Genomic DNA, 22,780 nt, shown 5'->3' on the forward strand with positions numbered 1-22,780 from the left:
CCTTTTAAGTCCTTTTCGTGCTACACTCAAGTTATCGCAAAATAAAAAAAGTTAGGAGTGAGTCAATGGATTTACTGATTACACTAATTTCTGGCGCAGTGATTGGCATGTTGGCTGGGCTAATCACAGGCGAGAAAAGAGGCTGTTTTTTTAATATCATTGCAGGGATTGTCGGTTCGATGATTGGGGAGCGACTCTTTTCCTTTGGCGGGCCATCACTCGGAGGTATGCCTATCCTACCTTCCGTTTTAGGCGCAGTGATCTTTGTGGCAGTCGTCAGTTTATTTTTTGGTCGAAAAGGAAGATAAAGGATCAGGAAATTGAAAAACTTTGTTATAATAGAAGAAAAGAAAAAAGGGATGATGAGATGTTACGTGTGGAAAAATTAAGAGCCGCAATGAAAAAAGAGGAAATTGATGGTTTCTTAGTGACGAATACTTATAATTTACGTTATTTGGCAAACTTTACAGGCACAACCGGTTTAGCAGTCATTACGCCAAAGAAAGCTTTTTTTGTTACGGACTTTCGCTATACCGAGCAAGCAGCAGAGCAAGCGATCGGTTTTGAAATTGTCAAAAATACAGGACCTATTTTTGAAGAAGTCGCTAAGATTTGTCAGCAAGAAGAAATAAATGCACTTGCTTTTGAAGAAAGTGTCATGAGTTTTGCTGAATACACCAATCTGGAAGAAGTTGTTGAAGAAACAGCGCTTGTTCCGATTAGTGGGATGATTGAAACTTTACGTGAAGTGAAGGATGAACAAGAAATCGCCTTGATTCAAAAAGCTTGTGCAATTGCGGATCAAGGATTTGCTCATATTCTTGAAAAAATCAAACCGGGAATGACTGAAATTGAAGTGGCCAATCAATTGGATTTTTATATGCGTTCACTTGGTGCAACCAGCGTTTCGTTTGATACGATTGTTGCAAGTGGTTTCCGCTCTGCGATGCCACATGGAGTAGCCAGTCATAAAGTGATTGAACAAGGTGAGTTGATTACGCTTGATTTTGGCTGTTATTATGAAGGGTACGTTTCCGATATGACCCGTACATTTGCGATTGGAGATCCAGGAGAGAAATTGCGTGAAATCCATCAAATTGTTTTAGAAGCACAATTAAAAGTCAATGAGGTAGCTAAAGCAGGGATGTCAGGAATCGAACTTGATGCAGTGGCACGTGATTATATCGCTTCTTTTGGTTATGGTGAGGCTTTTGGTCACTCGACAGGACATGGAATTGGGTTGGAAATCCATGAAGGGCCGAATGTGTCTTTCAAATCACCTAAAATCTTTGTTCCTGGCAATGTGATTACCAACGAACCAGGAATTTATTTACCAGGAATTGGTGGCGTTCGTATTGAGGATGATCTGTTAATTACCGAGACAGGCAATCAAGTATTGACGCATTCACCGAAAGAATTAATCATCTTATAATCTTTTATTAGGTAAAACGGTTTCGACTATAATAATGGCGAAACATATTGTATAATAAGGTTTAATGAACTAGTTATGCATGAGTGATTTGAGAATAACTAGGAAATGGAGGAATGAAAGATGGTAGATGAAACCAACTTAGTCTTAGATGCGAACCATGAGTTAGGTGAGATTGTGATTGCACCGGAAGTCATTGAAGTGATTATCGGAATTGCGGCTGCTAAGGTAGAAGGTGTTCACCGAATGCAAGCGAGTTTTACTCATAACGTCACCGAACTATTAGGTCGCTCGGTTCACGGAAAAGGTGTCTATTTAACGATGAATGATGAAGATGGCATTCAGGTGGATTTATACGTGAACTTAAAATACGGTGTCTCTGTACCAAAAGTAGCAATGGAAGTTCAAAATCGTGTAAAACAACAAGTTTTATTTATGACTGATATTGAATTGAGTGAGGTTAACGTTCACGTAGTTTCGCTCGTTCCTGAGAAAGTAGAACAACTAGACCTAGAAGAATTATTTGAAAATGACGAGGCTGAGAATGAATAAAGAACTATCGAGACGCGAAATTAGACAAATGGCGATTCAAGCGCTATTTCCACTAGACTTCAATCAAGAACTGACGAAACAAGATGCGATATTACATGCGATTGCTCTCGAACACGAAGAGATGATCGACGAAGAACATGAAAATTTTGTTCCTACTTATCTGGATTTACTTGTGACGGGTGTTTGCGATCGTAAGGCAGAGATGGATGAAATTATTCAAAAACATTTACGGGCAGGTTGGACGTTAAAACGTTTATCGAAAATGGATGTGACCATTTTACGTTTAGCTTTGTTTGAAATGCTGTATGTTGACAACGTGCCAAACAAAGTCGTTTTAAATGAGGCGATTGAATTAACGAAGGTTTTCAGCGATGACCAATCAAGAAAGTTCGTAAATGGCGTCTTGTCGAATGTGAATAATGAAATAGAAGCTAGCAAATAAGCTAGCTTCTTTATATTTATGATTAGTTTGTGGTAAAATGGTCGTGTAATGAAAAAAGTTTAAAGGGAGCGACTGGAAATGGGCGTACGGATTGATGGGAAAGAATTAGCAGAGAAAATGCAAGGTGAAATGAAGGCAGAGGTACAAGGACTGATTGCTAAGGGCGTGACCCCGGGCTTAGTTGTCTTATTAGTCGGAGAAGATCCGGCAAGTCAAGTGTATGTCCGAAACAAAGAATTGGCAGCGACTCGTCTCGGTTTGCATTCAGAAGTCTCTCGTTATGAAGCAACGATTACGGAAGAAGCCTTATTAGCAGAAATTGAGCGTTACAATCAAGAAGAAGCTTTTCATGGCATTTTAGTCCAATTGCCTTTACCAAATCATATTGATTCAGAAAAAATCTTATTAGCAATTGATCCTAAAAAAGATGTGGATGGTTTCCACCCAATGAATTTAGGCAAGCTATTTATGGGGGCGCCGGAGATGATTCCGTGTACGCCTTATGGCATTATGAAAATGTTTGAAGCCTACGACATTGACTTAGAAGGGAAAAATGCCGTCGTAATTGGTCGTAGTAATATTGTTGGCAAGCCAATGGCCCATTTGTTGTTAGAAAAAAATGCGACCGTGACGATTACCCATTCACGCACCAAAGATTTGCCTAATGTCGCTCGTCAAGCAGATATTTTAGTTGTAGCGATTGGTCGGGGGCACTTTGTGACCAAAGAGTTTGTCAAAGAAGGGGCAGTTGTCATTGACGTTGGGATGAATCGTGATGAAAATGGGAAACTAATCGGAGATGTGGCTTATGATGAAGTTGCACCGTTAGCCAGCTATATTACACCAGTACCTAAAGGGGTCGGCCCGATGACAATTACGATGTTAATGGCGCAAACGATTGAAGCAGCCAAACGAAAAGTGTAAAGAAAGACAGGTGAGAAAATGGTTCAGCAGTATTTAACTGTGACCGCTCTAACCAAATATTTAAAACGAAAATTTGAGGTAGACCCGCATTTACAGCGGGTCTTCTTAACGGGGGAAATCTCCAACTTTCGCCTTCGCCCGGGGCATCAGTACTTTAACTTAAAAGACGAGCAAGCCAAAATTTCGGCCGTGATGTTTAAAGGGGCATTTGCAAAATTAAACTTTCAACCGGAAGAGGGGATGAAAGTTTTAGTGATTGGTCGAATTTCTTTGTTCGAGTCAAGTGGTAGTTATCAAATCTATGTCGAACATATGGAACCGGATGGTGTCGGCGCCTTGTATCAAGCTTATGAACAATTGAAAAAGAAATTAACTGCAGAAGGCCTTTTCCAAGGCGTTAAACAACGCTTGCCTCGTTATCCAAAAAAAATTGCCGTTTTGACGAGTCCGAGTGGCGCGGTGATTCGTGATATTATAACGACAGTGGAACGACGCTATCCAATTGCGCAAATCGTTTTATTCCCAACGATTGTTCAAGGAAATCAAGCAGCTGATGATATCGTCCGTAACATCCGGCGAGTCGAGACGCAGGGTGATTTTGATACAATGATCATTGGACGTGGTGGCGGATCGATTGAAGATTTGTGGCCCTATAACGAGGAACGAGTCGTTCGCGAAATTTTTGCAGCGAAGACACCGATTATTTCTTCAGTGGGGCACGAAACGGATACGACGCTAGCTGATTTAGTGGCCGATGTTCGGGCCGCAACGCCCACAGCCGCGGCTGAACTCGCAGTGCCTGTTTTAAATGAGGAAATTTTGCGGATTGAGGAACGAAAAGCGCGCATGCAACAAGCAGTTTTCAACCAAGTGCAAAGAAAACGAGAACAACATCAACGAATCATGCGTTCCTATTTGTTTCAACAACCGGAACGATTGTATGAAGGGCAAGCCTTGCGTGTAGATCAATTAAGGCAAAGCTTACGACAACAATTACAAAATCAGTTGTATGAAAAAAATCAAAGAAGTCAAAAGCTACGTCATCGCCTCGAACAAGTCGTGCCCTTGTACCGAGTGCGCGAAGAACGATTGCAACTTGTTCATCAAGTGCAACGCTTGAAGCAACAAGTTGTGGGCCAGTTTGACCGTAAAAGTCAACGATTTGCCCAAACGGTACAGGCATTGAATCTCTTGAGTCCTTTGAATATCATGGGACGTGGCTATAGCTATACCGTCAATGACGAAGGAAAAGTGATTGCTTCAGTGAAACAACTGAAAGTTGGCGAACAAGTGACCGTTCGCTATGCAGATGGCCTAGCGAAAATGGAAGTAAAGGAAGTAGGAGGGGAAAACGTTGACCAAAGCAACATTTGAAGAATCATTACAAGAATTAGATGAGATTGTCCAACGATTGGAAAAAGGAGAGGTTCCTTTAGAAGAGGCCTTAACTATTTTCCAAAGAGGGATGGAATTAAGTAAAGAGTGTGAAAACACACTGAAAAAAGCAGAAAAAACATTGACTCAGATGATGACAGAAGAAGAGGAAACGGTCTTATTTGATGGAGAAAGTCAATGATGACGCTTGAACAATTTCAAAAACGATATTTAACAGAAGTAGAGACAGAAATGGTGCGCTTTTTATCTGAACAAACAGTGGAAGCGACATTAAGAGAAAGTATGTTGTACTCGATTCAAGCCGGGGGCAAACGGATTCGTCCCTTATTATTACTTGTTGTGGCTGCTTCGTTTAAGCCCGAACTTGAAAGAGGGACAATCCAAGTGGCGGCCGCACTCGAAATGATTCATACCTATTCGCTCATTCACGATGATTTACCGGCAATGGATAATGATGATTTGCGACGGGGAAAACCAACCAATCATAAAGTTTATGGCGATGCGGTCGCTATTTTAGCAGGGGATGGTTTGTTAACCATGGCCTTTCAGTTACTAAGCCAAGCACAACTTGACGCCAATAAAAAAGTCTTGTTGCTACAACTCTTAGCGCAGACAGCTGGAAGTCATGGAATGGTTGCTGGCCAAGTTGCAGATATCTTAGGTGAAGGGCAATCCTTGAGTTTAGAAGAATTAGTCGCGATTCATCAAAGAAAAACAGGAGAGTTGATTCGTTTTTCTTTGTTGGCTGGAGGCATCTTAACCGATCAATCACGTGAAACGTTGGCGCACTTAGAGCGACTAGCCTTGCATTTAGGTTTGGCTTTTCAAGTGCGGGATGATATTTTAGATGTCATTAGCGATGCAGAAACTTTAGGTAAAGCGACACAAAAAGATGCGGCATTAGAAAAAAATACGTATCCCGGCTTGCTTGGCTTATCTGGAGCCAAAGAAGCGCTGCAGGCAGAAATGCGTCAAGCGAGCCAAGTGCTCGAGAACTTGACTAAAATGACTTTCAACCCCGCGCTAATGTCGGATCTTTTTCGCTGGTTTGAACTTGAGAACGAAGGGGAAGAGAAATGAAAAAAGTTAGAGTCGATGTCTTAGCCGTGCAACAGGGATTATTTGAAACAGTCGATCAAGCGCAACGAAGCATTATGGCGGGCCTTGTCTATACTGAAAAACATGAGCGATTAGATAAAGCAGGAGAACAGCTTCCGCTGACGACCCAACTTGAAGTCAAAGGTCGGAAAATCCCTTATGTTTCGCGTGGTGGATTAAAGTTAGTGAAAGCGATCGAGGTCTTTGGATTACATTTTAGAGACAAGGTCGTACTGGACATTGGGTCTTCTACCGGGGGGTTTACTGATGTTGCCTTGCAAGAAGGAGCAAAAACAAGTTATGCCTTGGATGTTGGCTACAATCAACTTGCTTGGAAATTGCGCCAAGATGAGCGAGTAGTCGTTATGGAACGAACGAATTTTCGTTATAGTCAACCGGATGATTTTACCAAAGGGGTCCCTGAAATTGCGACGATTGATGTTTCATTTATTTCTTTGAAGTTGATGTTACCTCCTTTACACGCAATTTTAGGTGAGGGCGGTGAAGTGATGGCTTTGATTAAGCCGCAGTTTGAAGCTCAACGCGAGGAAATTGGAAAAAATGGGATTGTTCGTGATGCGTTTGTTCACCAAAAAGTGATTCAACAAATTTTAGACTTTGCAACGAAAGAAAAATACGATGTAAAAAATCTTAGTTACTCGCCGATTACCGGTGGCGAGGGGAACATTGAATTTCTTCTGCATTTGAAAAAAAGTGACCAATTGGGAACAGTCGCGGCGTCGGTTTTCGTTGAAGAAACTGTTGCCATGGCTCATGAACGCTTACACATTTAAAGAGTTTTTATCTTTTCTAAAAAAATAGGAAAGATAAAAGCTTTTTTTTTTTACGAATACCGAGAACGTCTTTTCTTATCTGTTAAAATAAGCTATGATAGATAAGACTTTAGCGAGGAGGATAATCTATGAAAAAGAAAGAACGCCAACGATTGTTGACTCGTCTTTTAAATGAGTATGAAATTCAAAAACAAGAAGAATTTGTAGCGTATTTAAAAGAACAGGGGGTTGCAGTCACCCAAGCAACCATCTCACGCGACATCAAAGAATTAAAATTAATTAAGATCCCTTCAAGTAAAGGTGGTTATCGTTATAGCTTACCCAATGAATCGCAGGAAGACGTGATTGAAAAATTAAATAAATTATTACAAACAGCACTGGTTTCGGTCGATCAAATGGAAAAATTTGTTGTTTTGCGGACGTTGCCAGGGAATGCATCGGCTGTTGGCAATCTGATTGATAAGTATTACCAACAAGAATTATTTAGCTGTTTAAATGACGATGATAAAATTTTATTGATTACATGGACGGAAGAAAAGGCAGTTGAACTCGCCGCCATTTTTGAAAACCATCGACGTTAGGAGGGTAACCGGTGTTACTTGAATTAACCATTAAAAACTTTGCGATTATTCCATTTTTACATATTGATTTTCATAAAGGAATGACGGCTTTAACCGGCGAAACAGGTGCGGGGAAGTCGATTATTATTGATGCGATGGGGCTTTTGGCAGGCGGAAGAGGGTCGAGCGATTACATCCGACATGGGGAAGACAAATGCCTGCTAGAAGGTTTGTTTGAGTGGCCCACCCAGCCAGAATTTCAATTGTTAATGGAAGAACTAGGAATTGATTCTTCGGATAGTTTTTTGATTTTACAACGTGACATGTCTCGTTCGGGGAAAAATATTTGTCGCGTGAATGGCCGAGCGGTTCCTTTAGTGCAACTGCGGCGAGTGGGGAGTTACTTGGTTGATATTCAAGGTCAAAATGACCATCAAGAACTTTTGCAACCAGATAGGCATCTCGCTTTAATGGATCATTTTGGTTCAAAGGCTTTTCATTTAAAATTAAAGGATTATCAAGTGCTTTTTGAGAGCTATCAAAGCTTAGCGAAAAGGACGAAGAAGATGCAGCAAAATGAACAATCCTATGTTCAACGCATTGATATGTTGCGCTTTCAGCAAGAGGAAATTGAACAAGCGGCTTTGGAAATTGGGGAAGAAGAAGCGCTAATCGAAGAGCGAGATAAATTGGTCAACCATCAAAAAATTGTCGACGCACTCGGAAAAACATATGAAATTCTTTCAGCGGAATCAAATAGTCTGACAGATGGGGTTGGCTTAGCACTAAGTGAAATTCAAGAAATCGAAACATTAGATGAAGGCTATCAAAAAATTAGTGAAAACTTACAAAGCGCCTATTACTTATTACAAGAAGTGGCAAGTGAGACCTCTAGACAATTAGATTATTTAGAGTTAGATGAAGCAAGGTTGGATGAAGTGATGTTGCGACTGGAGTTGATTCATCAATTAAAAAGAAAATATGGTGAAACCATCCCGTTAATCTTAACTTATTATGAAGCAATTTCAGAAGAGTTAGCGGCAATGACTGGTTCTGAAAATCAATTGGAAGAATTAGAACAGCAGTTGGCTAAAAAATATGAGGACGTCGTGACTGTAGCAGAAGAACTCCATCAAGAAAGAAAAAAAATCGCCCGAAGACTTGAGCGAGAAATTATGCAAGAAGTGAAAGAGCTTTATATGGAAAACACTTTATTTGAGATTCGCTTTCAGACAAGTCCAGAAAGTTTAAGTGAGACCGGGATGGATCAAGTGGCTTTTTATCTAAGTAGTAATTTAGGTGAAGACTTAAAACCATTAGTGAAAGTTGCTTCGGGTGGTGAACTGTCGCGTATCTTGCTCGCCTTAAAGGCGATTTTTTCAAAAGGAAAAGAAACAACAAGTATTGTGTTTGATGAGGTGGATACAGGTGTTAGCGGACGCGTGGCTCAGGCGATTGCTGAAAAAATTGCGAAGATTGCGCAACATTCCCAAGTGCTTTGTATTACGCATTTACCACAAGTTGCCGCGCAAGCGGATTATCAATATTTTATTAGCAAAGAAGTCCAAGCTGGACGAACACAGACCAAGATTACTCAATTGAATGAAGAAGAACGAAAACTGGAAGTCGCTCGGATGCTGGCGGGACCAGAAATTACTGACTTGACCTTGCAACATGCGACAGAGTTATTAACCTTTGCACAAGAAAATCGTCGGAAATAAAAAAAAGGTGAACAAGCGGCATTCGAACGCCTTGTTCACCTTTTTTCGAGCAATTTGGCTTACAGCGCGGAGAGAACGCCTAGTGCCGCTGAACCAATCATGATGATTAACATGAGCCAAACAACAACTTTGGTAATTTTAGAAAAAGTACTACTTTTTTTCTCTTCATTCATCTTGTTCATCCTTTATTTAAGTAATAAAGCTAGTGTACAACCAAATGGGAAATAACTCAAGATTCGACCGTTGATTTTATAAAAGATTATTCTTTTTTAAATAGCGAATAGCGAGCGCACAAAGGAACACGGTTAGTAAGCTAATAAACAAAAATGCGTAGCGATGTTCGGCAAAGGGGATGGAGACGTTCATACCGTAGATGCCGCCAATGATGGTAGGGATGGTTAAGACAATCGTTAATGAAGTTAAAATTTTCATGACATTATTTAGATTGTTTGAAACAACGGCAGAAAAAGTCGTGTTCATCTGTTCGACGAGCTGCAACTGGATTTGAACAGAAGTCATCGCTTGTCGAATCTCAACGAGAATATCGTGAAGATGGCGATGATAGGCATGTTGTTCCTTGAATTTTTTCGTTTGGGCTAAGACAGTAAGTGTTTTATGATTGGCTGCTGTTGCTGCTTCGAATAAAACCAAACTTTTTTGTAAGTTTAATAATTGATAGAGTTGCTTATTTTCTGTTGATACTTGAATTTGTCTTTCTAATTCATCCAGTTGTAACTTTATTTTTTTGAGACTGTGGTTGTAAGCAGTCACTAAGCGCCATAAGGCTTGTAAAAAAATATTCATGGCTGGCTGGAGGTCATTTTCTGGAAATAGGTGCTCTTTTAAAAACTGAAAGAATAAAGGCGGCTGTTTTGAAACCGTGATGATTTTTTGATCCGGTGTAATAATGAGCGACAAGGGGTAGGTTTCAAAACGGATGTAACCATTGGGACTGAGTGTTTCATGGGGGAATTGCAGTAGAATCAGGACGGCTTGATCGAAGTTGGCTTGTTGCAAACCTTCTTCGCGTGCATTTTCTGCATCGTCTAAAATGGCAGTAAAGTAAGTTTGTGGCACGTGATAGTCTTTCGCTAAATCATGGATTTCCTCCGCACTTGGGTTGGAGAGGTGTGTCCAAATCGTGGCGTCGTCTGCTGCCGTTTGTGCCGCTAGTTTTTGCTGCGCGATTGTAAAATAAGTAAACATAAAGTGTTCCTCCTTTAAACATGCTTTTATATTGAACCAGCTAAATAAAAATGTGAATATTTAAAATGAATGAAACATCCATGTAACCAAAATAAAGTATAGTAATAAAAGTTAATCATGAAAGGAAATGACGTTATGCCCTCAATCACCTTGAATTTGCTTTTTTGGTATTTTTCGCCAATCTTTATCTTATTTTCTGCACAATTTGCCACTTCTGTTTTTTCTTTGAAAAAACGCTTTGGCTTGCGTTCACCTGATATTGCCGTGCCTTTTTTATTTTTAGCCATCCATCGTTTATCTTTTTTAACTTTTAAGGAATCACTCTTCCCTTATTTTCTGATTACGCTTTGTTTATTAGGGATCGGTTTGGCTTTTTTCCAGAGTTATTTTTATGAAGAACTGGACTATCCCCGATATTTTAAAATGTATTGGCGCTCTGTTTTTCTTTTCTCTATTTTAACACAAGTTGTTTTAATTATAATGAGCGTCCTATTAAGTTCATAAAAAACGATGCAGCATCTTTAAAAAGACTCCAAAAAGACGGTTGGAATCAAAAAGGTTAAAATAAATCAAAAAAAAGAATGGAAATCTGGAGAAAATGTGGTAGAAAGTGGGGGGATGTGGTAGACTGAGGTTATTAAGTGGTAAACGGGGGTAGACTCGATGTTTATGGGGGAATTTCAACATACAATCGATGCCAAAGGTCGCCTAATTATGCCTGCAAAACTTCGAGAAAAACTTGGAGAGAAATTTGTAGTGACACGTGGATTAGACGGTTGCTTATTTGGATACCCTTTACCAGAGTGGGCCTTGCTTGAAGGGAAATTAAATGAAATGCCTTTAGCAAAAAAAGATGCTCGCACCTTCGTTCGTTTTTTTTATTCCGCAGCAACTGAGTGTGAAATTGATAAACAAGGACGAATCAATCTTCCTGTTTCATTAAGAAATCATGGAAATTTAACAAAAAGCTGTGTAATTGTGGGCGTTTCGAATCGAATTGAAATATGGGATGAGGAACGTTGGTTAGCCTTCTCACAAGAAGCAGAAGAAAACTTCGATGAGATTGCCGAGTCAATGATTGATTTCGGGTTATAGAAAGAGGAGTAAGATGACAGAATTTCAACATTATACAGTGATGAAAAAAGAAACTGTTGATGGGTTAAACATTCAACCTAATGGCATTTACGTGGACTGTACGCTTGGTGGCGCAGGACACAGTGAATACTTATTAGAACAATTAAATGAAAATGGTCGTTTATATGCGTTTGATCAAGACCAAGTGGCGATTGACCATGCCAAAAAACGTTTGGCACGCTTTGTTGAAAAAGGACAGGTCGTATTTATCAAAAGTAATTTTCGCTATCTTGCACAAGCATTAGCTGAGCATGGCGTCGAGCAAGTCGATGGCATTTACTACGACTTGGGGGTCTCTTCTCCGCAACTCGATGAAGCTGCTCGTGGGTTTAGTTACCACCAGGATGCGCCGCTTGATATGCGAATGGATCAAAGTGCTTCGCTGACAGCTTATGAAGTTGTCAATACATACGATTATCATACACTGGTTAAGATTTTCTTTCGTTATGGCGAAGAGAAATTTTCGAAGCAAATTGCAAGAGAGATTGAGCGTCGACGTCAAGAGCAATCAATTGAAACAACGGGTCAGTTAGTTGAGATTATCAAAGCAGTGATTCCCGCACCTGCAAGAAGAAAAGGCGGACATCCAGCTAAGCGGATTTTCCAAGCCATTCGAATTGCAGTGAACGATGAACTTGGTGTGATTGAAGATTCGCTTGAACAGGCAATTCCACTCTTGAAAAAGAATGGTCGAATCAGTGTGATTACTTTCCACTCTTTAGAAGATCGGATTGTAAAGACGATTTTTAAAGAATATAGTACTGCAAAAGATTTACCGCCAGGCTTACCGATGGTGCCGGAAGAATTCCAGCCAGAATTAAAACAGGTGACGCGGAAGCCACTGGTGCCAAGTCAGGAAGAACTAACAGAAAATAATCGCTCGCGAAGTGCGAAATTAAGAATTGTTGAAAAAATAAAGTAAATGAAGATGAGAAGGGAGAGAGTTTGTGTGGCTGAGTTAAAGATGGAAGATTATTCTTATGAAATGGAAGATGAAATGAATGTTCAGACATCTTATGAGACGTCCAACTACTCTCCGGAACGACCAGAAGTGATTGTCGTGCCCTTATCTCCTGCTCGTCATTTACAACGTATTAGTCGAATGGAAAAAATGATTGCATTTGTTTTGCTGGTTGCTTTGGTCGGCGTAGGTGTGTTAATGATTAACTTACGGACGTCTATTACGCGAATCGAGCATGATATTTCAGTAATTCAAGGAGAAATCAGTGTGGATAATGCAGAGGTCTTACGTTTAGAGCAAGAAAAATCTGAATTGTCAAAAAGTGAAAGAATCCGTAAAATTGCTGAAGAACAAGGCTTAACGATTCAAAGTGAAAATCTAAGGAAAGTGAAAAAATAAATGCCGATGATAAAAAAAATGATTAACTATTTTACAAATAATAACTTGTCACCCAAGAACAATCGCAAAAAAGTAGGAATTATTCTCTTTACTACGAGTATTGGATTGTTTTTTTTATTTGTTTCACGTTTAACCTATATTGTGGTGGTCGGGGACATTGCAGGTACCTCATTAGAAGAAAAGACACAAGCACTGTATGAAGGGAAACGAGTCGTCAAAGCCAAAAGAGGCACGATTTATGATCGAAATGGCGTGGCGATTGCCGAAGATGCGACGTCCTATTCCGCGTATGCGATTTTGACGAAATCTTATATGCAAGGCGACAAAGAACTCTACGCACAAGAAAAAGACTTCGAAAAAATTGCGACGATATTGACGAATGTTTTAGGCGAACGTGTCAAAAAAGAGACAATTTTAAAAGTCTTACGCGAGGGTGTTGAAAAAGAAAAATGGCAAGTCGATATTCCAAATAGTAAAAGTTTGACTCTCCAAGAAAAAGAAGCGATTGAAGAGGCGCTTGCCAAAGAGAAAATTTTGGGCATCCATTTCGAGGAACACCCGTCACGTATTTATCCAAACGGCATGTTTTCTTCACACTTGATTGGTTACGCAGATATTCAAGTAGTGGATAACCAAGAAGCCTTACAAGGAGGCATGGGCATTGAAGCAGCCTATGACGATTTGTTGAAAGGGAAAGATGGCGAAATTATTTTTCAAAAAGATAATTTCCAAAATCCCTTACCAGGAACGGTGGCAGAATCGATTCCTGCCGAAGATGGGCAAGACATTCAGACGACACTCGATAGCCGGATTCAAAGTTACTTAGAGACCTTAATGGATGAAGCATGGGAAAAATCGGATTCGGAGTATTTAACCGCCGTTTTAGTTGAATCAAAAACGAATGAAATCATTTCTCTCGCGCAGCGCCCGTCCTTTAATCCGGAAAAGAAAGAAGAAGGTTTTTCGAAAGAAGGTTTTTTATGGCAAAACTTATTTGTCGAAGAAACGTTTGAACCTGGTTCAACAATGAAAACAATGACTGTTGCTAGTGCAATGGATCAAGGGATTTTTGATCCAAATGAACGCTTTACTCCTGGGAAAATGGACCTCATTGATGCGGAGATTCGTGACTGGGATATTCATATTGGAGCGAAGCCAAGTCTGACAATGCGTCAAGCCTTGTCTTGGTCAAGTAACGTCGGTATGGTTAAATTAGAACAACGGATGCCGGAACGTTGGGAACAGTACTTAAAAGAATTTGGTTTTGGGCAAAGTACACAATCAAAATTATTTGGTGAAGCAAAAGGGCTCTTACCTGAAGACAATATTGTTAGTAAGGCAATGAGTTCGTTTGGTCAAGGGATTGCGGTCACTCAGCTTCAAATGCTACAAGCCTTTTCGGCCATTGCCAATGATGGTGAAATGCTAAAACCTTCTTACATTAAGAAGTTTATTCACGCAGATGGGAGCGAAGAGGTCGTGACACCTGAAGTTGTTGGGCATCCAGTGACAGCCACTAGTGCGCAAACCGTTCGTCAATACATGCGTGATGTGGTGGAAGATCCAGAGTATGGGACAGCCTATCAATTGTATGAGGTCGATGACTATGCAATCGCGGCGAAAACCGGGACGGCTCAAGTAGCTGAAGGCGGCGTCTACTTAGAAGGAGACAATACCAACTTGTACTCCGTGGTCGTTATGCTCCCTGCGGAAGACCCTCAGTACACCTTGTATTTAACGATGAAAAAACCGAAAAAATATAGTAGCGATATTTTACCAGGAATCGCGAATCCACTCTTGCAACGCGCAATGGATTTACGAGAAGTGGATGGCATTGATGCGCAAGATTTAGCTAATGATGCGGACTTAGTAGCCGACTATCGAAATTTAGAAACGACGCTTGCTGTAGCAGATAGTGAAGAAAAAGAGTTGTCGCCAGTCGTGATTGGTGATGGAGAAAAAGTAGTCGCGCAGTCGATCCCATCAAACACCGCTGTTTTACCAGGTGAGAAACTCATTCTCTTAACAGACGGTCAAACGCGTACCATGCCTGACACGACGGGATGGTCCAAAGCGGACTTAATTCGTTTGGGCAATCTTTTATCGGTCGAAGTGACGTTTAGTGGTGAGGGTTACGGTGCGGAACAAAGTATTGCTCCCGAAGAGCAGATTAGCGGAAAAAAAATACATTTTACCTTAAAAAAAGAAAATTAATTTAGGAGCGAAAAAAGGATGAACTGGACAGAGATGATTTTACCGATAGCCAGTGGTTTTGGGCTAACGATTGCAGCAATGCCGCTGTTTATCGGTTATTTCCAGATGAAAAAATATGGGCAAGAAATTTTAGAAGAAGGTCCCAACTGGCATCAAGCAAAAGCAGGGACACCAACGATGGGAGGGACCGTCTTTTTAGTTGCGGCGATACTGACGACTATTTGGGTAGCTGTCTGGCAGCAAGTTTTGACCCCCGCCTTATGGATATCATTATTCATCCTCTTCGTGTACGGCGGATTAGGTTTTTTAGATGATTTTATCAAGATTTTTAAAAAGCGCAATATGGGCCTAACTTCCTTGCAAAAATTGATTGGTCAAATCATCGGTGGCGTGATTTTTTACGCGGTCTTACTCACAGAAGGCACAACGAACACCTTGAATTTTTTTGGATTTGATATTCATTTGTCTTACCTTTATGGGTTATTTGTGATTGTCTGGTTAGTCGGTTTTTCAAATGCAGTCAACTTAACCGATGGGATTGATGGGCTTGTTTCAGGACTAGGAACCATTTCATTCGGGACCTATGCCATCATTGCTTGGGACCAAGGACGCATCGACTTGCTGATTGTGTGTCTGAGCGTAGTTGGTGGCCTGGTTGGTTTTTTTGGTTACAATCGTAAGCCTGCGAAAATTTTTATGGGTGATGTAGGCTCACTAGCTCTTGGAGGGTTACTTGCAACCATTTCAATCCTCTTAAATCAAGAGTGGACCTTGCTGCTCATCGGCTTTATCTATATTATTGAGACGCTCAGTGTCATGATTCAAGTCACTTCTTTTAAATTAACCGGCAAACGAGTATTTAAAATGTCTCCCATCCACCACCATTTTGAGATGGTCGGTTGGTCAGAGTGGAAAATTGACGGTGTCTTTTGGCTCGTTTCTTTCCTCTTTTCACTTTTAACTTTAGGTATTTATTTTTTATAAACAAGAATCTTTAACAACGATCTGGTGGAGATGAAGAAAATGAGAAAATTGACAAAATATCAAAATAAGAAAATATTAGTTCTAGGATTAGCTAGAAGCGGATTTAGTGCGGCCAAATTGTTACATGATTTGGGCGCACTTGTTACCGTTAATGACGGCAAACCTTTTGAAGAAAATCATGCAGCGCAAGAGTTATTAAGTTTAGGCATTAAAGTCATTGCCGGAAGTCATCCGATTGAGCTTTTAGATGAAGACTTCGCTTTAATTGTGAAAAATCCAGGTATTCCTTATACACATCCGCTACTACAAGCCGCTCAAGAAAAAAACATCCCCATCCTCACGGAAGTCGAGCTGGCCTATGAAATTTCAGAAGCACCAATTATTGGTATCACAGGAACAAACGGTAAGACAACAACCACAACGATGATTGAACAAATTCTTAACCAAGGTCTGACTCAAGGAAAGGCATATTTATCAGGCAATATTGGCTATCCTGCGAGTACCGTGGCTCAAAAAGTGACGAACCAAGATGTTCTTGTAATGGAACTATCGAGTTTTCAATTGATGGGGGTGCAAGCATTTCATCCGCAAATTGCAGTTATCACCAATCTCTATGAGGCGCATTTGGATTATCATACGAATCGAGAAGAATACGTTCAAGCGAAATGGGCCATTCAAAAAGAGATGACGCAAAAGGATTTTCTGGTCTTGAATTGGAATCAAACAGAGTTAAGAACCTTAGCCCAACAAACGCACGCGACAATCATTCCTTTTTCAACGCAGGAAAAGGTTGCGGGTGCCTATGTTTCCGAGGGCTCACTGTATTATTTAGAAGAATGTTTGTTAGCCGTAGATGAACTTGGCGTACCAGGCGCACATAATATTGAAAATGCATTGGCGGCGATTGCGGTTGCCAAGCTTAAAGGCATCGAAAACGAGACAATCAAGCAGGCCTTAAAACACTTTTCTGGAGTTGCCCATCGCACGCAGTTTATTGGCCAAGTCGCGGACGTGAAATTTTTCAACGATTCAAAGTCAACGAATAGTCTAGCGACCAAGATGGCATTAAGCGGTTTTCAAAAAGAACAAGTCCTCTTGCTGGCAGGTGGACTAGATCGGGGCAATGCTTTTGATGACTTGCTGCCTGAATTCGTTGGTTTAAAAGGGTTAATCTTATTTGGTGAAACCAAGGAAAAACTAGCCACAATCGGGCAAGCCGCAGGCGTACCCATCATTCATCTTGTTGAAGATGTGCAAGCTGCAGTCCCACTGGCCTATAAGTTGGCTGTAGCCAATGACGTGGTCTTATTATCGCCAGGAAATGCGAGTTGGGATCAATATGTGAACTTTGAAGCTCGAGGGGACGCATTTATCACCGCTTTTAAACAACTGAAAAACAAATCGAAGAAGGAGTAGAAAGCAATGAAAATTGTTATGACTGGTGGGGGAACTGGCGGACACATTTATCCAGCTTTGGCGTTCATCCGTTACGTGAAAGAAGTTCAGCCCACAGCGGAATTTTTATATATCGGTGGAACAAAAGGGTTAGAAAATAAAATTTTACCACAGACAGACATCCCCTTTGAAACGTTAGAAATCCAAGGCTTCAAACGTCGCTTATCTTTTGATAATTTTAAAACATTGTATTTATTTTTTAAAAGTGTTTCAGAAGCAAAAAAACGATTAAAAGCATTCAAACCCGACGTTGTGATTGGAACCGGAGGCTATGTGTCTGGCGCCGTCATGTATGCTGCAGCTAAACTAAAGATTCCAACCATCGTCCATGAGCAAAACAGTGTTCCGGGAATCACAAATAAATTTTTAGCACGTTACGTAGACCAAATAGGGATTTCATTTGCGGATGCCGCTGCTTTTTTTCCGAAAGAAAAAACGACCTTAGTTGGAAATCCACGTGGGCAAGAAGTCAGTGGGGCGAAAAAATCAGATGTTTTAAGAAAATATCATTTAGATCCAGAAAAACCAACGGTCTTAATCTTTGGTGGAAGTCAAGGGGCTTTAAAAATTAATCAGGCCGTGATTCAAGCGTTGCCAGCCTTTGCAAAAAAAGAATATCAAGTGTTGTATGCCTCGGGTGAGCGGTATTATCAAGAAATTGAAGAAAGCATTGGAATGACGAAAGATGCTTTTCGCAATCTAAGCATCCAGCCTTATATTAATGAAATGGCGGAAGTTATGGCCAATTGTGACCTATTAATTGGACGTGCAGGAGCGACATCGATTGCCGAATTTACGAGCCTAGGCTTACCTGCTATTTTAATCCCAAGCCCTTATGTCACAAATGATCATCAGACCAAGAACGCCCTGAGTTTAGTGGAAGTTGGCGCCGTCAAAATGATTGCAGACAGTGAATTGACAGAAGCAAACTTAGTTGCTACAGTAGATGAGATTATGAGTAAAAAAGACCTACATGAAAAGATGGCACAAGCATCAAAAACCCAAGGAATTCCAGACGCGGCAGAACGATTGTACCGATTGGTTGAAAAAGTTACTCAGTCGTAAGAAGAAACAGAGGAGGAGAATATCATGAGCGAGCACGATAAAGAGAGAAAACAATCTTTTTCTGCTGATGAAAAAAATGACACACTCACTCCTTGGCAAAAGGAGCATCTGTTATATTTAGAATCTGAAGGGATTCAAAAAGACGCCGAACTAGAAGAAGAAGTCCGTTTGGAGGAAAGTGTGGAAGAAGAACAGGTAATTGAACAAGAAGAGGAAAGGCCACGAACGTCATTTTCCTTTTCGGATCACTTGCCGAACTTCACCGCTTACCGTAATCAGAAATTGCGGAAAAGATTGTTATTTATTGTGAGTTTATACTTGATTCCCTTATTTGGGTCATTGTATTACATCTCTCCTTTAAATCGCTTGTCTGCGGTTGTCGTTACTGGCAAACGAATGACTCCAGAAGAAAAAATCATTCAAAGTGCGCCTTTTGTCGTTGACGAACGTCTGTGGCCGCAGTTTTTTAAACGACAACAAGTGGCTGAAGCAATTGTCCTTGAAAATCCACGAGTAAAGTCAGCCACCATTGGCTTACAAGAGTGGAATGAATTAAAAATTTCGGTAAATGAGTATGAAGAAGTCGCTTATCTAGTCAGAGGGAATCAATACTTACCTATTTTAGAAGATGGAACGATTCTACAGGAAGAAAAAAAAGAAGTGACTGAAAATCGAGTGATCTTAGAAAGTTTTGTGGAAGGACCCTTGATTTTAGAAACGATTGAAGCGTATCAATCTTTACCAAGTGAAATTCAAGATGCCATTTCACAAATTAAGTACGCACCCTCTAAAAAGAATAAAGAGTTAGTGACCCTTTTTATGAATGATGGCAACCAAGTTCATGTTGGCGTATCCAAACTAGCGAGCCAAATGAAATATTACCTTCAAGTTGCAAAAGAAATGGAAGAAAAAGGAGTCATTGACATGGAGGTAGGTATTTTTTCTTACCCATATTCTTTAAAAGAAGAGGAAAAGAACGAAAAGACGTCATCAAGTGAAAGTTTTTAATAAATTTTGATGATATTTTGCGGAACTTCTACCTCACGGCGGGATAAATATGGTAAAATTAGAAACAGTGAACAAATTAATCATTCGGATTAAATACGAACGTTCTTTGTTCGATAGATAAGGAAATGAAGTAGGAGGAACCCCATCCATGGCAAAAACAGGAATGTATGTTGGCCTAGATATAGGTACAACATCAGTCAAAGTAATCGTAGCTGAGTATGTTGATAGTCAAATGAATATTATTGGTGTTGGAAATGCAAAATCAGAGGGGATTAATCGTGGGATTGTTGTCGATATCGATAAAACCGTTCAAGCGATTCAAAGAGCCGTTGGTCAAGCAGAAGAAAAAGCTGGAATTAAAATTCGTCAAGTAAGCGTTGGCGTACCTGCAAATCTATTAGAAGTTGAAGATTGTCAAGGAATGATTGCCGTAAGCGGTGAATCAAAAGAAATTACCGATGAGGATGTACGCAATGTTTCTTCTGCGGCACTTGTTCGTTCGGTTCCACCTGAAAGACAAATCGTCGCTATCCAACCACAAGAATTTACCGTTGATGGTTTTGAAGGAATTAAAGATCCAAGAGGAATGATTGGGGTTCGTTTAGAAATGTTTGGTCATTTATTTACAGGACCAAAAACAATTGTTCATAATATCCGAAAATGTGTTGAAAAAGCAGGATTAACCGTTGCTGAGATGGTAATCACGCCGCTTGCTTTAACTGAAACTATTCTTTCAGATGGCGAGAAGGATTTTGGAACAATCGTGATTGACATCGGTGGTGGTCAAACAACAACAGCAGTCATGCATGATAAACAATTGAAATTTACGCATGTCAATCAAGAAGGTGGCGAATTTGTCACAAAAGATATTTCAACTGTTTTAAATACCTCCTTTAATAACGCAGAAGCTTTAAAGATTAATTACGGCGATGCTTACCCAGGAAGAACTTCTGCAAGTGAAGAATTTCCAGTCGATGTCATTGGAAAATCTGAGCCTATTAAAGTAGATGAACGTTATTTATCAGAAATTATTGAAGCACGTATGGAACAAATTTTAACAAAATCAAAAGAAGTGCTAGAAGAAATTGATGCCTTAGAATTACCAGGTGGTGTCGTCTTAACAGGTGGCGCTGCAAGTATTCCAGGTGCCGTGGATCTAGCACAAGAAATTTTTGGTGTGAATGTGAAACTTTACGTGCCAAACCACATGGGACTACGCAATCCTGTCTTTACCAATGTGATTAGTATTGTCGATTATTCAGCAAACTTAAATGAAGTCTACCAATTAGCAAAAGTCGCAGTCACAGGTGAGAAAGTTCAACCAGAACATTCAGCAGTCTACCAACAAGAGACGACTTATGAAACGACCTATGAAGGCACAGAAGAAAGTCAAAGCATGGCCTTACCAGAAGAACCCGTACATAACGAAGGCGTTGTGGATAAAGTAAAGGGCTTCTTCTCAAGTATATTTGATTAATGAATGCAGGAGGAAAAAAAACGATGGAATTTTCAATTGATAGCAGTATCCATGAAGGTGCAGTAATTAAAGTTATCGGTGTCGGTGGTGGTGGCGGAAACGCGGTCAACCGAATGATCGAAGAAAATGTAAAAGGTGTTGAATTTATTGCTGTGAACACGGATGTTCAAGCATTAAAAAATTCAAAAGCAGAAACCGTGATTCAATTAGGCCCTAAATACACACGTGGTCTAGGAGCAGGTTCTCAACCAGAAGTTGGAGAAAAAGCAGCAGAAGAAAGTGAAGAACTTGTGCGTGAATCACTTCAAGGAGCAGATATGGTCTTTATCACTGCTGGAATGGGTGGCGGAACGGGTACAGGTGCTGCCCCAATCGTTGCAGGAATCGCCAAAGAATTAGGCGCTTTAACCGTTGGTGTTGTGACGCGTCCATTTACATTCGAAGGCCCAAAACGTGGACGTTTTGCTGCAGAAGGCATTGCGAAACTAAAAGAGAATGTAGATACTTTACTCATTATTTCAAATAACCGTCTATTAGAAATTGTAGACAAAAAGACGCCAATGTTAGAAGCTTTCCGTGAAGCAGATAATGTATTACGTCAAGGAGTTCAAGGGATCTCTGATTTAATTACAGCACCAGGCTATGTCAACTTAGACTTTGCAGACGTGAAAACGGTGATGGAAAACCAAGGAACTGCATTAATGGGAATTGGTGTCGCAAACGGCGAAGACCGTGTCATTGAAGCAACGAAAAAAGCGATTGCTTCTCCATTGCTAGAGACATCCATCGATGGTGCAGAACAAGTATTATTAAACATCACAGGTGGTTTAGACATGACCTTATTTGAAGCACAAGATGCGTCAGATATTGTTGCCGGGGCAGCAGGTGGCGATGTGAACATTATCCTTGGAACTTCAATCAATGAAGATTTAGGAGATGAAATCCGTGTAACCGTGATTGCAACTGGTATTGACCCTACAAAAAAAAAGGAAACTAGATCGAGTCGCCCAGTAAGAACGACACAAGTTCAAGCAACGCAACAACGTCCAGTATTGGATTTAGAGCAAGCGAAACCGGCTCAATCAGAAGAAGACAATGCCTTTGGAGATTGGGATATCCGTAGAGATCAAAATGTTCGCCAAAAGGTTGAAGAACCACAATTTGAAACAATTGAAAAAAAAGATTTTGAAACATTCAACCGTGAAGAAATGAAATCAAACGATGATGAATTAAGTACACCACCTTTTTTCCGTCGTAAACGATAAGGAGGCCAGAGCACATGATTTCTGAAAACTTGCTGCGAGTTAGGCAAGAGATACAGAATTCCTGTGCTCTTGTTTCTCGTCAACCAGAAGAAGTAAAATTGATTGCCGTGACAAAAAGCGTGGACAGTCAAGCGATGAAAGAATTACATCAACAAGGAATCAATGATTTTGCCGAAAACCGGACGGATGTTTTTCTTGAAAAATATGAACAGTTTAAAGACGATCCAACGATCAAGTGGCATTTTATCGGGCATTTGCAACGGCGAAAAGTGAAACAAGTGATCAATCAAATGGATTACTTTCATGCATTGGAGAGTCTAAAACTGGCACAAGAAATTCAAAAAAGAGCCACGAAGACAATTTCATGTTTTGTTGAAGTGAATGTTTCTGGAGAAGCGAGTAAAATGGGGATTTCTCCGGATGAGTTGCTGACATTTATTCAAGCGTTACAGCCTTATGATAAGATTAAGGTAATCGGTTTGATGACGATGGCCCCTTATGAATCGGATGAAGCAGAACAATTTGCGATTTTTTCAAAATTACGTTCTTTACAACAAGAAGTCGTCGCTTTACAAGCGCCAGCAGCTCCTTGTCAAGAACTCAGCATGGGAATGTCAAATGATTTTTCTGTCGCGATTCAAGCAGGCGCAACGTCCATTCGAGTAGGTAGTGCGTTATTTCAAGAATAAATTATCAA

Annotated in this window: 25 protein-coding genes; 23 read left to right on the plus strand and 2 right to left on the minus strand. The window is 40.3% G+C overall.

Annotated features, from left to right (window positions below):
* The first annotated feature begins 65 nt into the window (after positions 1-65).
* From ACYSNO_RS07590 to recN, 11 genes are all read left to right on the plus strand, one after another.
* A complete protein-coding gene (locus ACYSNO_RS07590; protein WP_461730472.1) occupies positions 66-308 on the plus strand; it encodes a GlsB/YeaQ/YmgE family stress response membrane protein in 243 nt (80 codons plus the stop codon).
* A 59-nt stretch (positions 309-367) separates the two neighbouring features.
* Complete coding sequence (locus ACYSNO_RS07595; protein WP_461730473.1) at positions 368-1,432, plus strand: M24 family metallopeptidase; 1,065 nt, start codon at positions 368-370, stop codon at positions 1,430-1,432.
* 120 nt (positions 1,433-1,552) lie between these two features.
* On the plus strand, positions 1,553-1,981 hold the full coding sequence (locus ACYSNO_RS07600) for an Asp23/Gls24 family envelope stress response protein (protein ID WP_461730474.1): 429 nt from the start codon (positions 1,553-1,555) through the stop codon (positions 1,979-1,981).
* On the plus strand, positions 1,974-2,423 hold the full coding sequence (gene nusB, locus ACYSNO_RS07605; RefSeq protein WP_461730475.1) for a transcription antitermination factor NusB: 450 nt from the start codon (positions 1,974-1,976) through the stop codon (positions 2,421-2,423). The genes ACYSNO_RS07600 and nusB overlap by 8 nt, the downstream gene beginning before the upstream one ends.
* 78 nt (positions 2,424-2,501) lie before the next feature.
* Positions 2,502-3,347 carry a bifunctional methylenetetrahydrofolate dehydrogenase/methenyltetrahydrofolate cyclohydrolase gene (locus tag ACYSNO_RS07610; RefSeq protein WP_461730476.1) on the plus strand — a complete coding sequence of 282 codons (846 nt, stop codon included), beginning with the start codon at positions 2,502-2,504 and terminating at the stop codon, positions 3,345-3,347.
* 18 nt (positions 3,348-3,365) lie between these two features.
* Positions 3,366-4,721: an exodeoxyribonuclease VII large subunit gene (gene xseA, locus ACYSNO_RS07615; RefSeq protein ID WP_461730477.1), complete on the plus strand. Its 1,356-nt coding sequence runs from the start codon at positions 3,366-3,368 to the stop codon at positions 4,719-4,721.
* Entirely contained in the window at positions 4,702-4,923 is a 222-nt protein-coding gene (locus ACYSNO_RS07620; RefSeq protein ID WP_461730478.1) for an exodeoxyribonuclease VII small subunit, read from the plus strand. Before xseA ends, ACYSNO_RS07620 begins: the two co-directional genes overlap by 20 nt.
* Positions 4,923-5,822 (plus strand): polyprenyl synthetase family protein, encoded by a 900-nt coding sequence (locus ACYSNO_RS07625; protein ID WP_461730563.1) that lies wholly within the window; start codon positions 4,923-4,925, stop codon positions 5,820-5,822. Before ACYSNO_RS07620 ends, ACYSNO_RS07625 begins: the two co-directional genes overlap by 1 nt.
* Positions 5,819-6,634: a TlyA family RNA methyltransferase gene (locus tag ACYSNO_RS07630; RefSeq protein ID WP_461730479.1), complete on the plus strand. Its 816-nt coding sequence runs from the start codon at positions 5,819-5,821 to the stop codon at positions 6,632-6,634. Before ACYSNO_RS07625 ends, ACYSNO_RS07630 begins: the two co-directional genes overlap by 4 nt.
* A gap of 128 nt (positions 6,635-6,762) precedes the next feature.
* Complete coding sequence (locus ACYSNO_RS07635; protein WP_461730480.1) at positions 6,763-7,215, plus strand: arginine repressor; 453 nt, start codon at positions 6,763-6,765, stop codon at positions 7,213-7,215.
* Between the two features lie 11 nt (positions 7,216-7,226).
* Positions 7,227-8,915, plus strand: a complete 1,689-nt coding sequence (gene recN / locus ACYSNO_RS07640) for a DNA repair protein RecN (RefSeq protein WP_461730481.1) — start codon at positions 7,227-7,229, stop codon at positions 8,913-8,915.
* Positions 8,916-8,974: 59 nt separating this feature from the next.
* Here the strand turns inward: recN and ACYSNO_RS07645 are convergent, their stop codons facing one another.
* On the minus strand, positions 8,975-9,088 hold the full coding sequence (locus ACYSNO_RS07645) for a DUF4044 domain-containing protein (RefSeq protein ID WP_461730482.1): 114 nt from the start codon (positions 9,086-9,088) through the stop codon (positions 8,975-8,977).
* Positions 9,089-9,164: 76 nt separating this feature from the next.
* Entirely contained in the window at positions 9,165-10,121 is a 957-nt protein-coding gene (locus tag ACYSNO_RS07650) for a magnesium transporter CorA family protein (protein ID WP_461730483.1), read from the minus strand.
* Between the two features lie 135 nt (positions 10,122-10,256).
* Between ACYSNO_RS07650 and ACYSNO_RS07655 the strand changes: the two genes are divergently transcribed.
* The 12 genes from ACYSNO_RS07655 to ACYSNO_RS07710 all read left to right on the plus strand — a co-directional run bounded on the left by ACYSNO_RS07655 (position 10,257) and on the right by ACYSNO_RS07710 (position 22,772).
* Positions 10,257-10,625, plus strand: coding sequence for a DUF3397 domain-containing protein (locus ACYSNO_RS07655; protein WP_461730484.1), 369 nt, complete (start codon positions 10,257-10,259; stop codon positions 10,623-10,625).
* A gap of 159 nt (positions 10,626-10,784) precedes the next feature.
* Positions 10,785-11,216 (plus strand): division/cell wall cluster transcriptional repressor MraZ, encoded by a 432-nt coding sequence (mraZ, locus tag ACYSNO_RS07660; protein WP_461730485.1) that lies wholly within the window; start codon positions 10,785-10,787, stop codon positions 11,214-11,216.
* A gap of 13 nt (positions 11,217-11,229) precedes the next feature.
* A complete protein-coding gene (rsmH, locus tag ACYSNO_RS07665) occupies positions 11,230-12,177 on the plus strand; it encodes a 16S rRNA (cytosine(1402)-N(4))-methyltransferase RsmH (RefSeq protein WP_461730486.1) in 948 nt (315 codons plus the stop codon).
* Positions 12,178-12,204: 27 nt separating this feature from the next.
* Positions 12,205-12,615, plus strand: a complete 411-nt coding sequence (gene ftsL / locus ACYSNO_RS07670; RefSeq protein ID WP_461730487.1) for a cell division protein FtsL — start codon at positions 12,205-12,207, stop codon at positions 12,613-12,615.
* A complete protein-coding gene (locus ACYSNO_RS07675) occupies positions 12,616-14,829 on the plus strand; it encodes a penicillin-binding transpeptidase domain-containing protein (RefSeq protein WP_461730488.1) in 2,214 nt (737 codons plus the stop codon).
* Between the two features lie 18 nt (positions 14,830-14,847).
* A complete protein-coding gene (mraY, locus tag ACYSNO_RS07680; protein WP_461730489.1) occupies positions 14,848-15,813 on the plus strand; it encodes a phospho-N-acetylmuramoyl-pentapeptide-transferase in 966 nt (321 codons plus the stop codon).
* Positions 15,814-15,852: 39 nt separating this feature from the next.
* A complete protein-coding gene (murD, locus tag ACYSNO_RS07685; protein WP_461730490.1) occupies positions 15,853-17,229 on the plus strand; it encodes a UDP-N-acetylmuramoyl-L-alanine--D-glutamate ligase in 1,377 nt (458 codons plus the stop codon).
* Between the two features lie 6 nt (positions 17,230-17,235).
* Positions 17,236-18,333, plus strand: a complete 1,098-nt coding sequence (gene murG, locus ACYSNO_RS07690) for an undecaprenyldiphospho-muramoylpentapeptide beta-N-acetylglucosaminyltransferase (RefSeq protein WP_461730491.1) — start codon at positions 17,236-17,238, stop codon at positions 18,331-18,333.
* Between the two features lie 24 nt (positions 18,334-18,357).
* Positions 18,358-19,341, plus strand: a complete 984-nt coding sequence (locus tag ACYSNO_RS07695) for a cell division protein FtsQ/DivIB (RefSeq protein ID WP_461730492.1) — start codon at positions 18,358-18,360, stop codon at positions 19,339-19,341.
* A gap of 148 nt (positions 19,342-19,489) precedes the next feature.
* Positions 19,490-20,818, plus strand: a complete 1,329-nt coding sequence (ftsA, locus tag ACYSNO_RS07700) for a cell division protein FtsA (protein ID WP_461730493.1) — start codon at positions 19,490-19,492, stop codon at positions 20,816-20,818.
* 23 nt (positions 20,819-20,841) lie between these two features.
* On the plus strand, positions 20,842-22,083 hold the full coding sequence (gene ftsZ / locus ACYSNO_RS07705; protein WP_461730494.1) for a cell division protein FtsZ: 1,242 nt from the start codon (positions 20,842-20,844) through the stop codon (positions 22,081-22,083).
* 14 nt (positions 22,084-22,097) lie between these two features.
* The gene (locus ACYSNO_RS07710) at positions 22,098-22,772 is read left to right on the plus strand and encodes a YggS family pyridoxal phosphate-dependent enzyme (protein WP_461730495.1); all 675 of its coding nucleotides are present in this window, start codon (positions 22,098-22,100) and stop codon (positions 22,770-22,772) included.
* The last annotated feature ends 8 nt before the right edge of the window (positions 22,773-22,780 follow it).

The organism is Enterococcus sp. LJL98, assembly GCF_054871745.1.

Bases quoted from the DNA above. Each gene is read 5' to 3' on its own strand.
- ACYSNO_RS07590 (WP_461730472.1), top strand. From the start codon at position 66: ATGGATTTACTGATTACACTAATTTCTGGCGCAGTGATTGGCATGTTG.
- ACYSNO_RS07710 (WP_461730495.1), top strand. From the start codon at position 22,098: ATGATTTCTGAAAACTTGCTGCGAGTTAGGCAAGAGATACAGAATTCC.
- ACYSNO_RS07625 (WP_461730563.1), top strand. From the start codon at position 4,923: ATGACGCTTGAACAATTTCAAAAACGATATTTAACAGAAGTAGAGACA.
- mraY (WP_461730489.1), top strand. From the start codon at position 14,848: ATGAACTGGACAGAGATGATTTTACCGATAGCCAGTGGTTTTGGGCTA.
- ACYSNO_RS07650 (WP_461730483.1), bottom strand. From the start codon at position 10,121: ATGTTTACTTATTTTACAATCGCGCAGCAAAAACTAGCGGCACAAACG.
- ACYSNO_RS07630 (WP_461730479.1), top strand. From the start codon at position 5,819: ATGAAAAAAGTTAGAGTCGATGTCTTAGCCGTGCAACAGGGATTATTT.
- ACYSNO_RS07600 (WP_461730474.1), top strand. From the start codon at position 1,553: ATGGTAGATGAAACCAACTTAGTCTTAGATGCGAACCATGAGTTAGGT.
- xseA (WP_461730477.1), top strand. From the start codon at position 3,366: ATGGTTCAGCAGTATTTAACTGTGACCGCTCTAACCAAATATTTAAAA.
- ACYSNO_RS07635 (WP_461730480.1), top strand. From the start codon at position 6,763: ATGAAAAAGAAAGAACGCCAACGATTGTTGACTCGTCTTTTAAATGAG.
- murD (WP_461730490.1), top strand. From the start codon at position 15,853: ATGAGAAAATTGACAAAATATCAAAATAAGAAAATATTAGTTCTAGGA.
- ACYSNO_RS07645 (WP_461730482.1), bottom strand. From the start codon at position 9,088: ATGAATGAAGAGAAAAAAAGTAGTACTTTTTCTAAAATTACCAAAGTT.
- ftsZ (WP_461730494.1), top strand. From the start codon at position 20,842: ATGGAATTTTCAATTGATAGCAGTATCCATGAAGGTGCAGTAATTAAA.
- ACYSNO_RS07610 (WP_461730476.1), top strand. From the start codon at position 2,502: ATGGGCGTACGGATTGATGGGAAAGAATTAGCAGAGAAAATGCAAGGT.
- nusB (WP_461730475.1), top strand. From the start codon at position 1,974: ATGAATAAAGAACTATCGAGACGCGAAATTAGACAAATGGCGATTCAA.
- rsmH (WP_461730486.1), top strand. From the start codon at position 11,230: ATGACAGAATTTCAACATTATACAGTGATGAAAAAAGAAACTGTTGAT.
- murG (WP_461730491.1), top strand. From the start codon at position 17,236: ATGAAAATTGTTATGACTGGTGGGGGAACTGGCGGACACATTTATCCA.
- ACYSNO_RS07695 (WP_461730492.1), top strand. From the start codon at position 18,358: ATGAGCGAGCACGATAAAGAGAGAAAACAATCTTTTTCTGCTGATGAA.
- ACYSNO_RS07655 (WP_461730484.1), top strand. From the start codon at position 10,257: ATGCCCTCAATCACCTTGAATTTGCTTTTTTGGTATTTTTCGCCAATC.
- ACYSNO_RS07675 (WP_461730488.1), top strand. From the start codon at position 12,616: ATGCCGATGATAAAAAAAATGATTAACTATTTTACAAATAATAACTTG.
- ftsA (WP_461730493.1), top strand. From the start codon at position 19,490: ATGGCAAAAACAGGAATGTATGTTGGCCTAGATATAGGTACAACATCA.
- mraZ (WP_461730485.1), top strand. From the start codon at position 10,785: ATGTTTATGGGGGAATTTCAACATACAATCGATGCCAAAGGTCGCCTA.
- ACYSNO_RS07595 (WP_461730473.1), top strand. From the start codon at position 368: ATGTTACGTGTGGAAAAATTAAGAGCCGCAATGAAAAAAGAGGAAATT.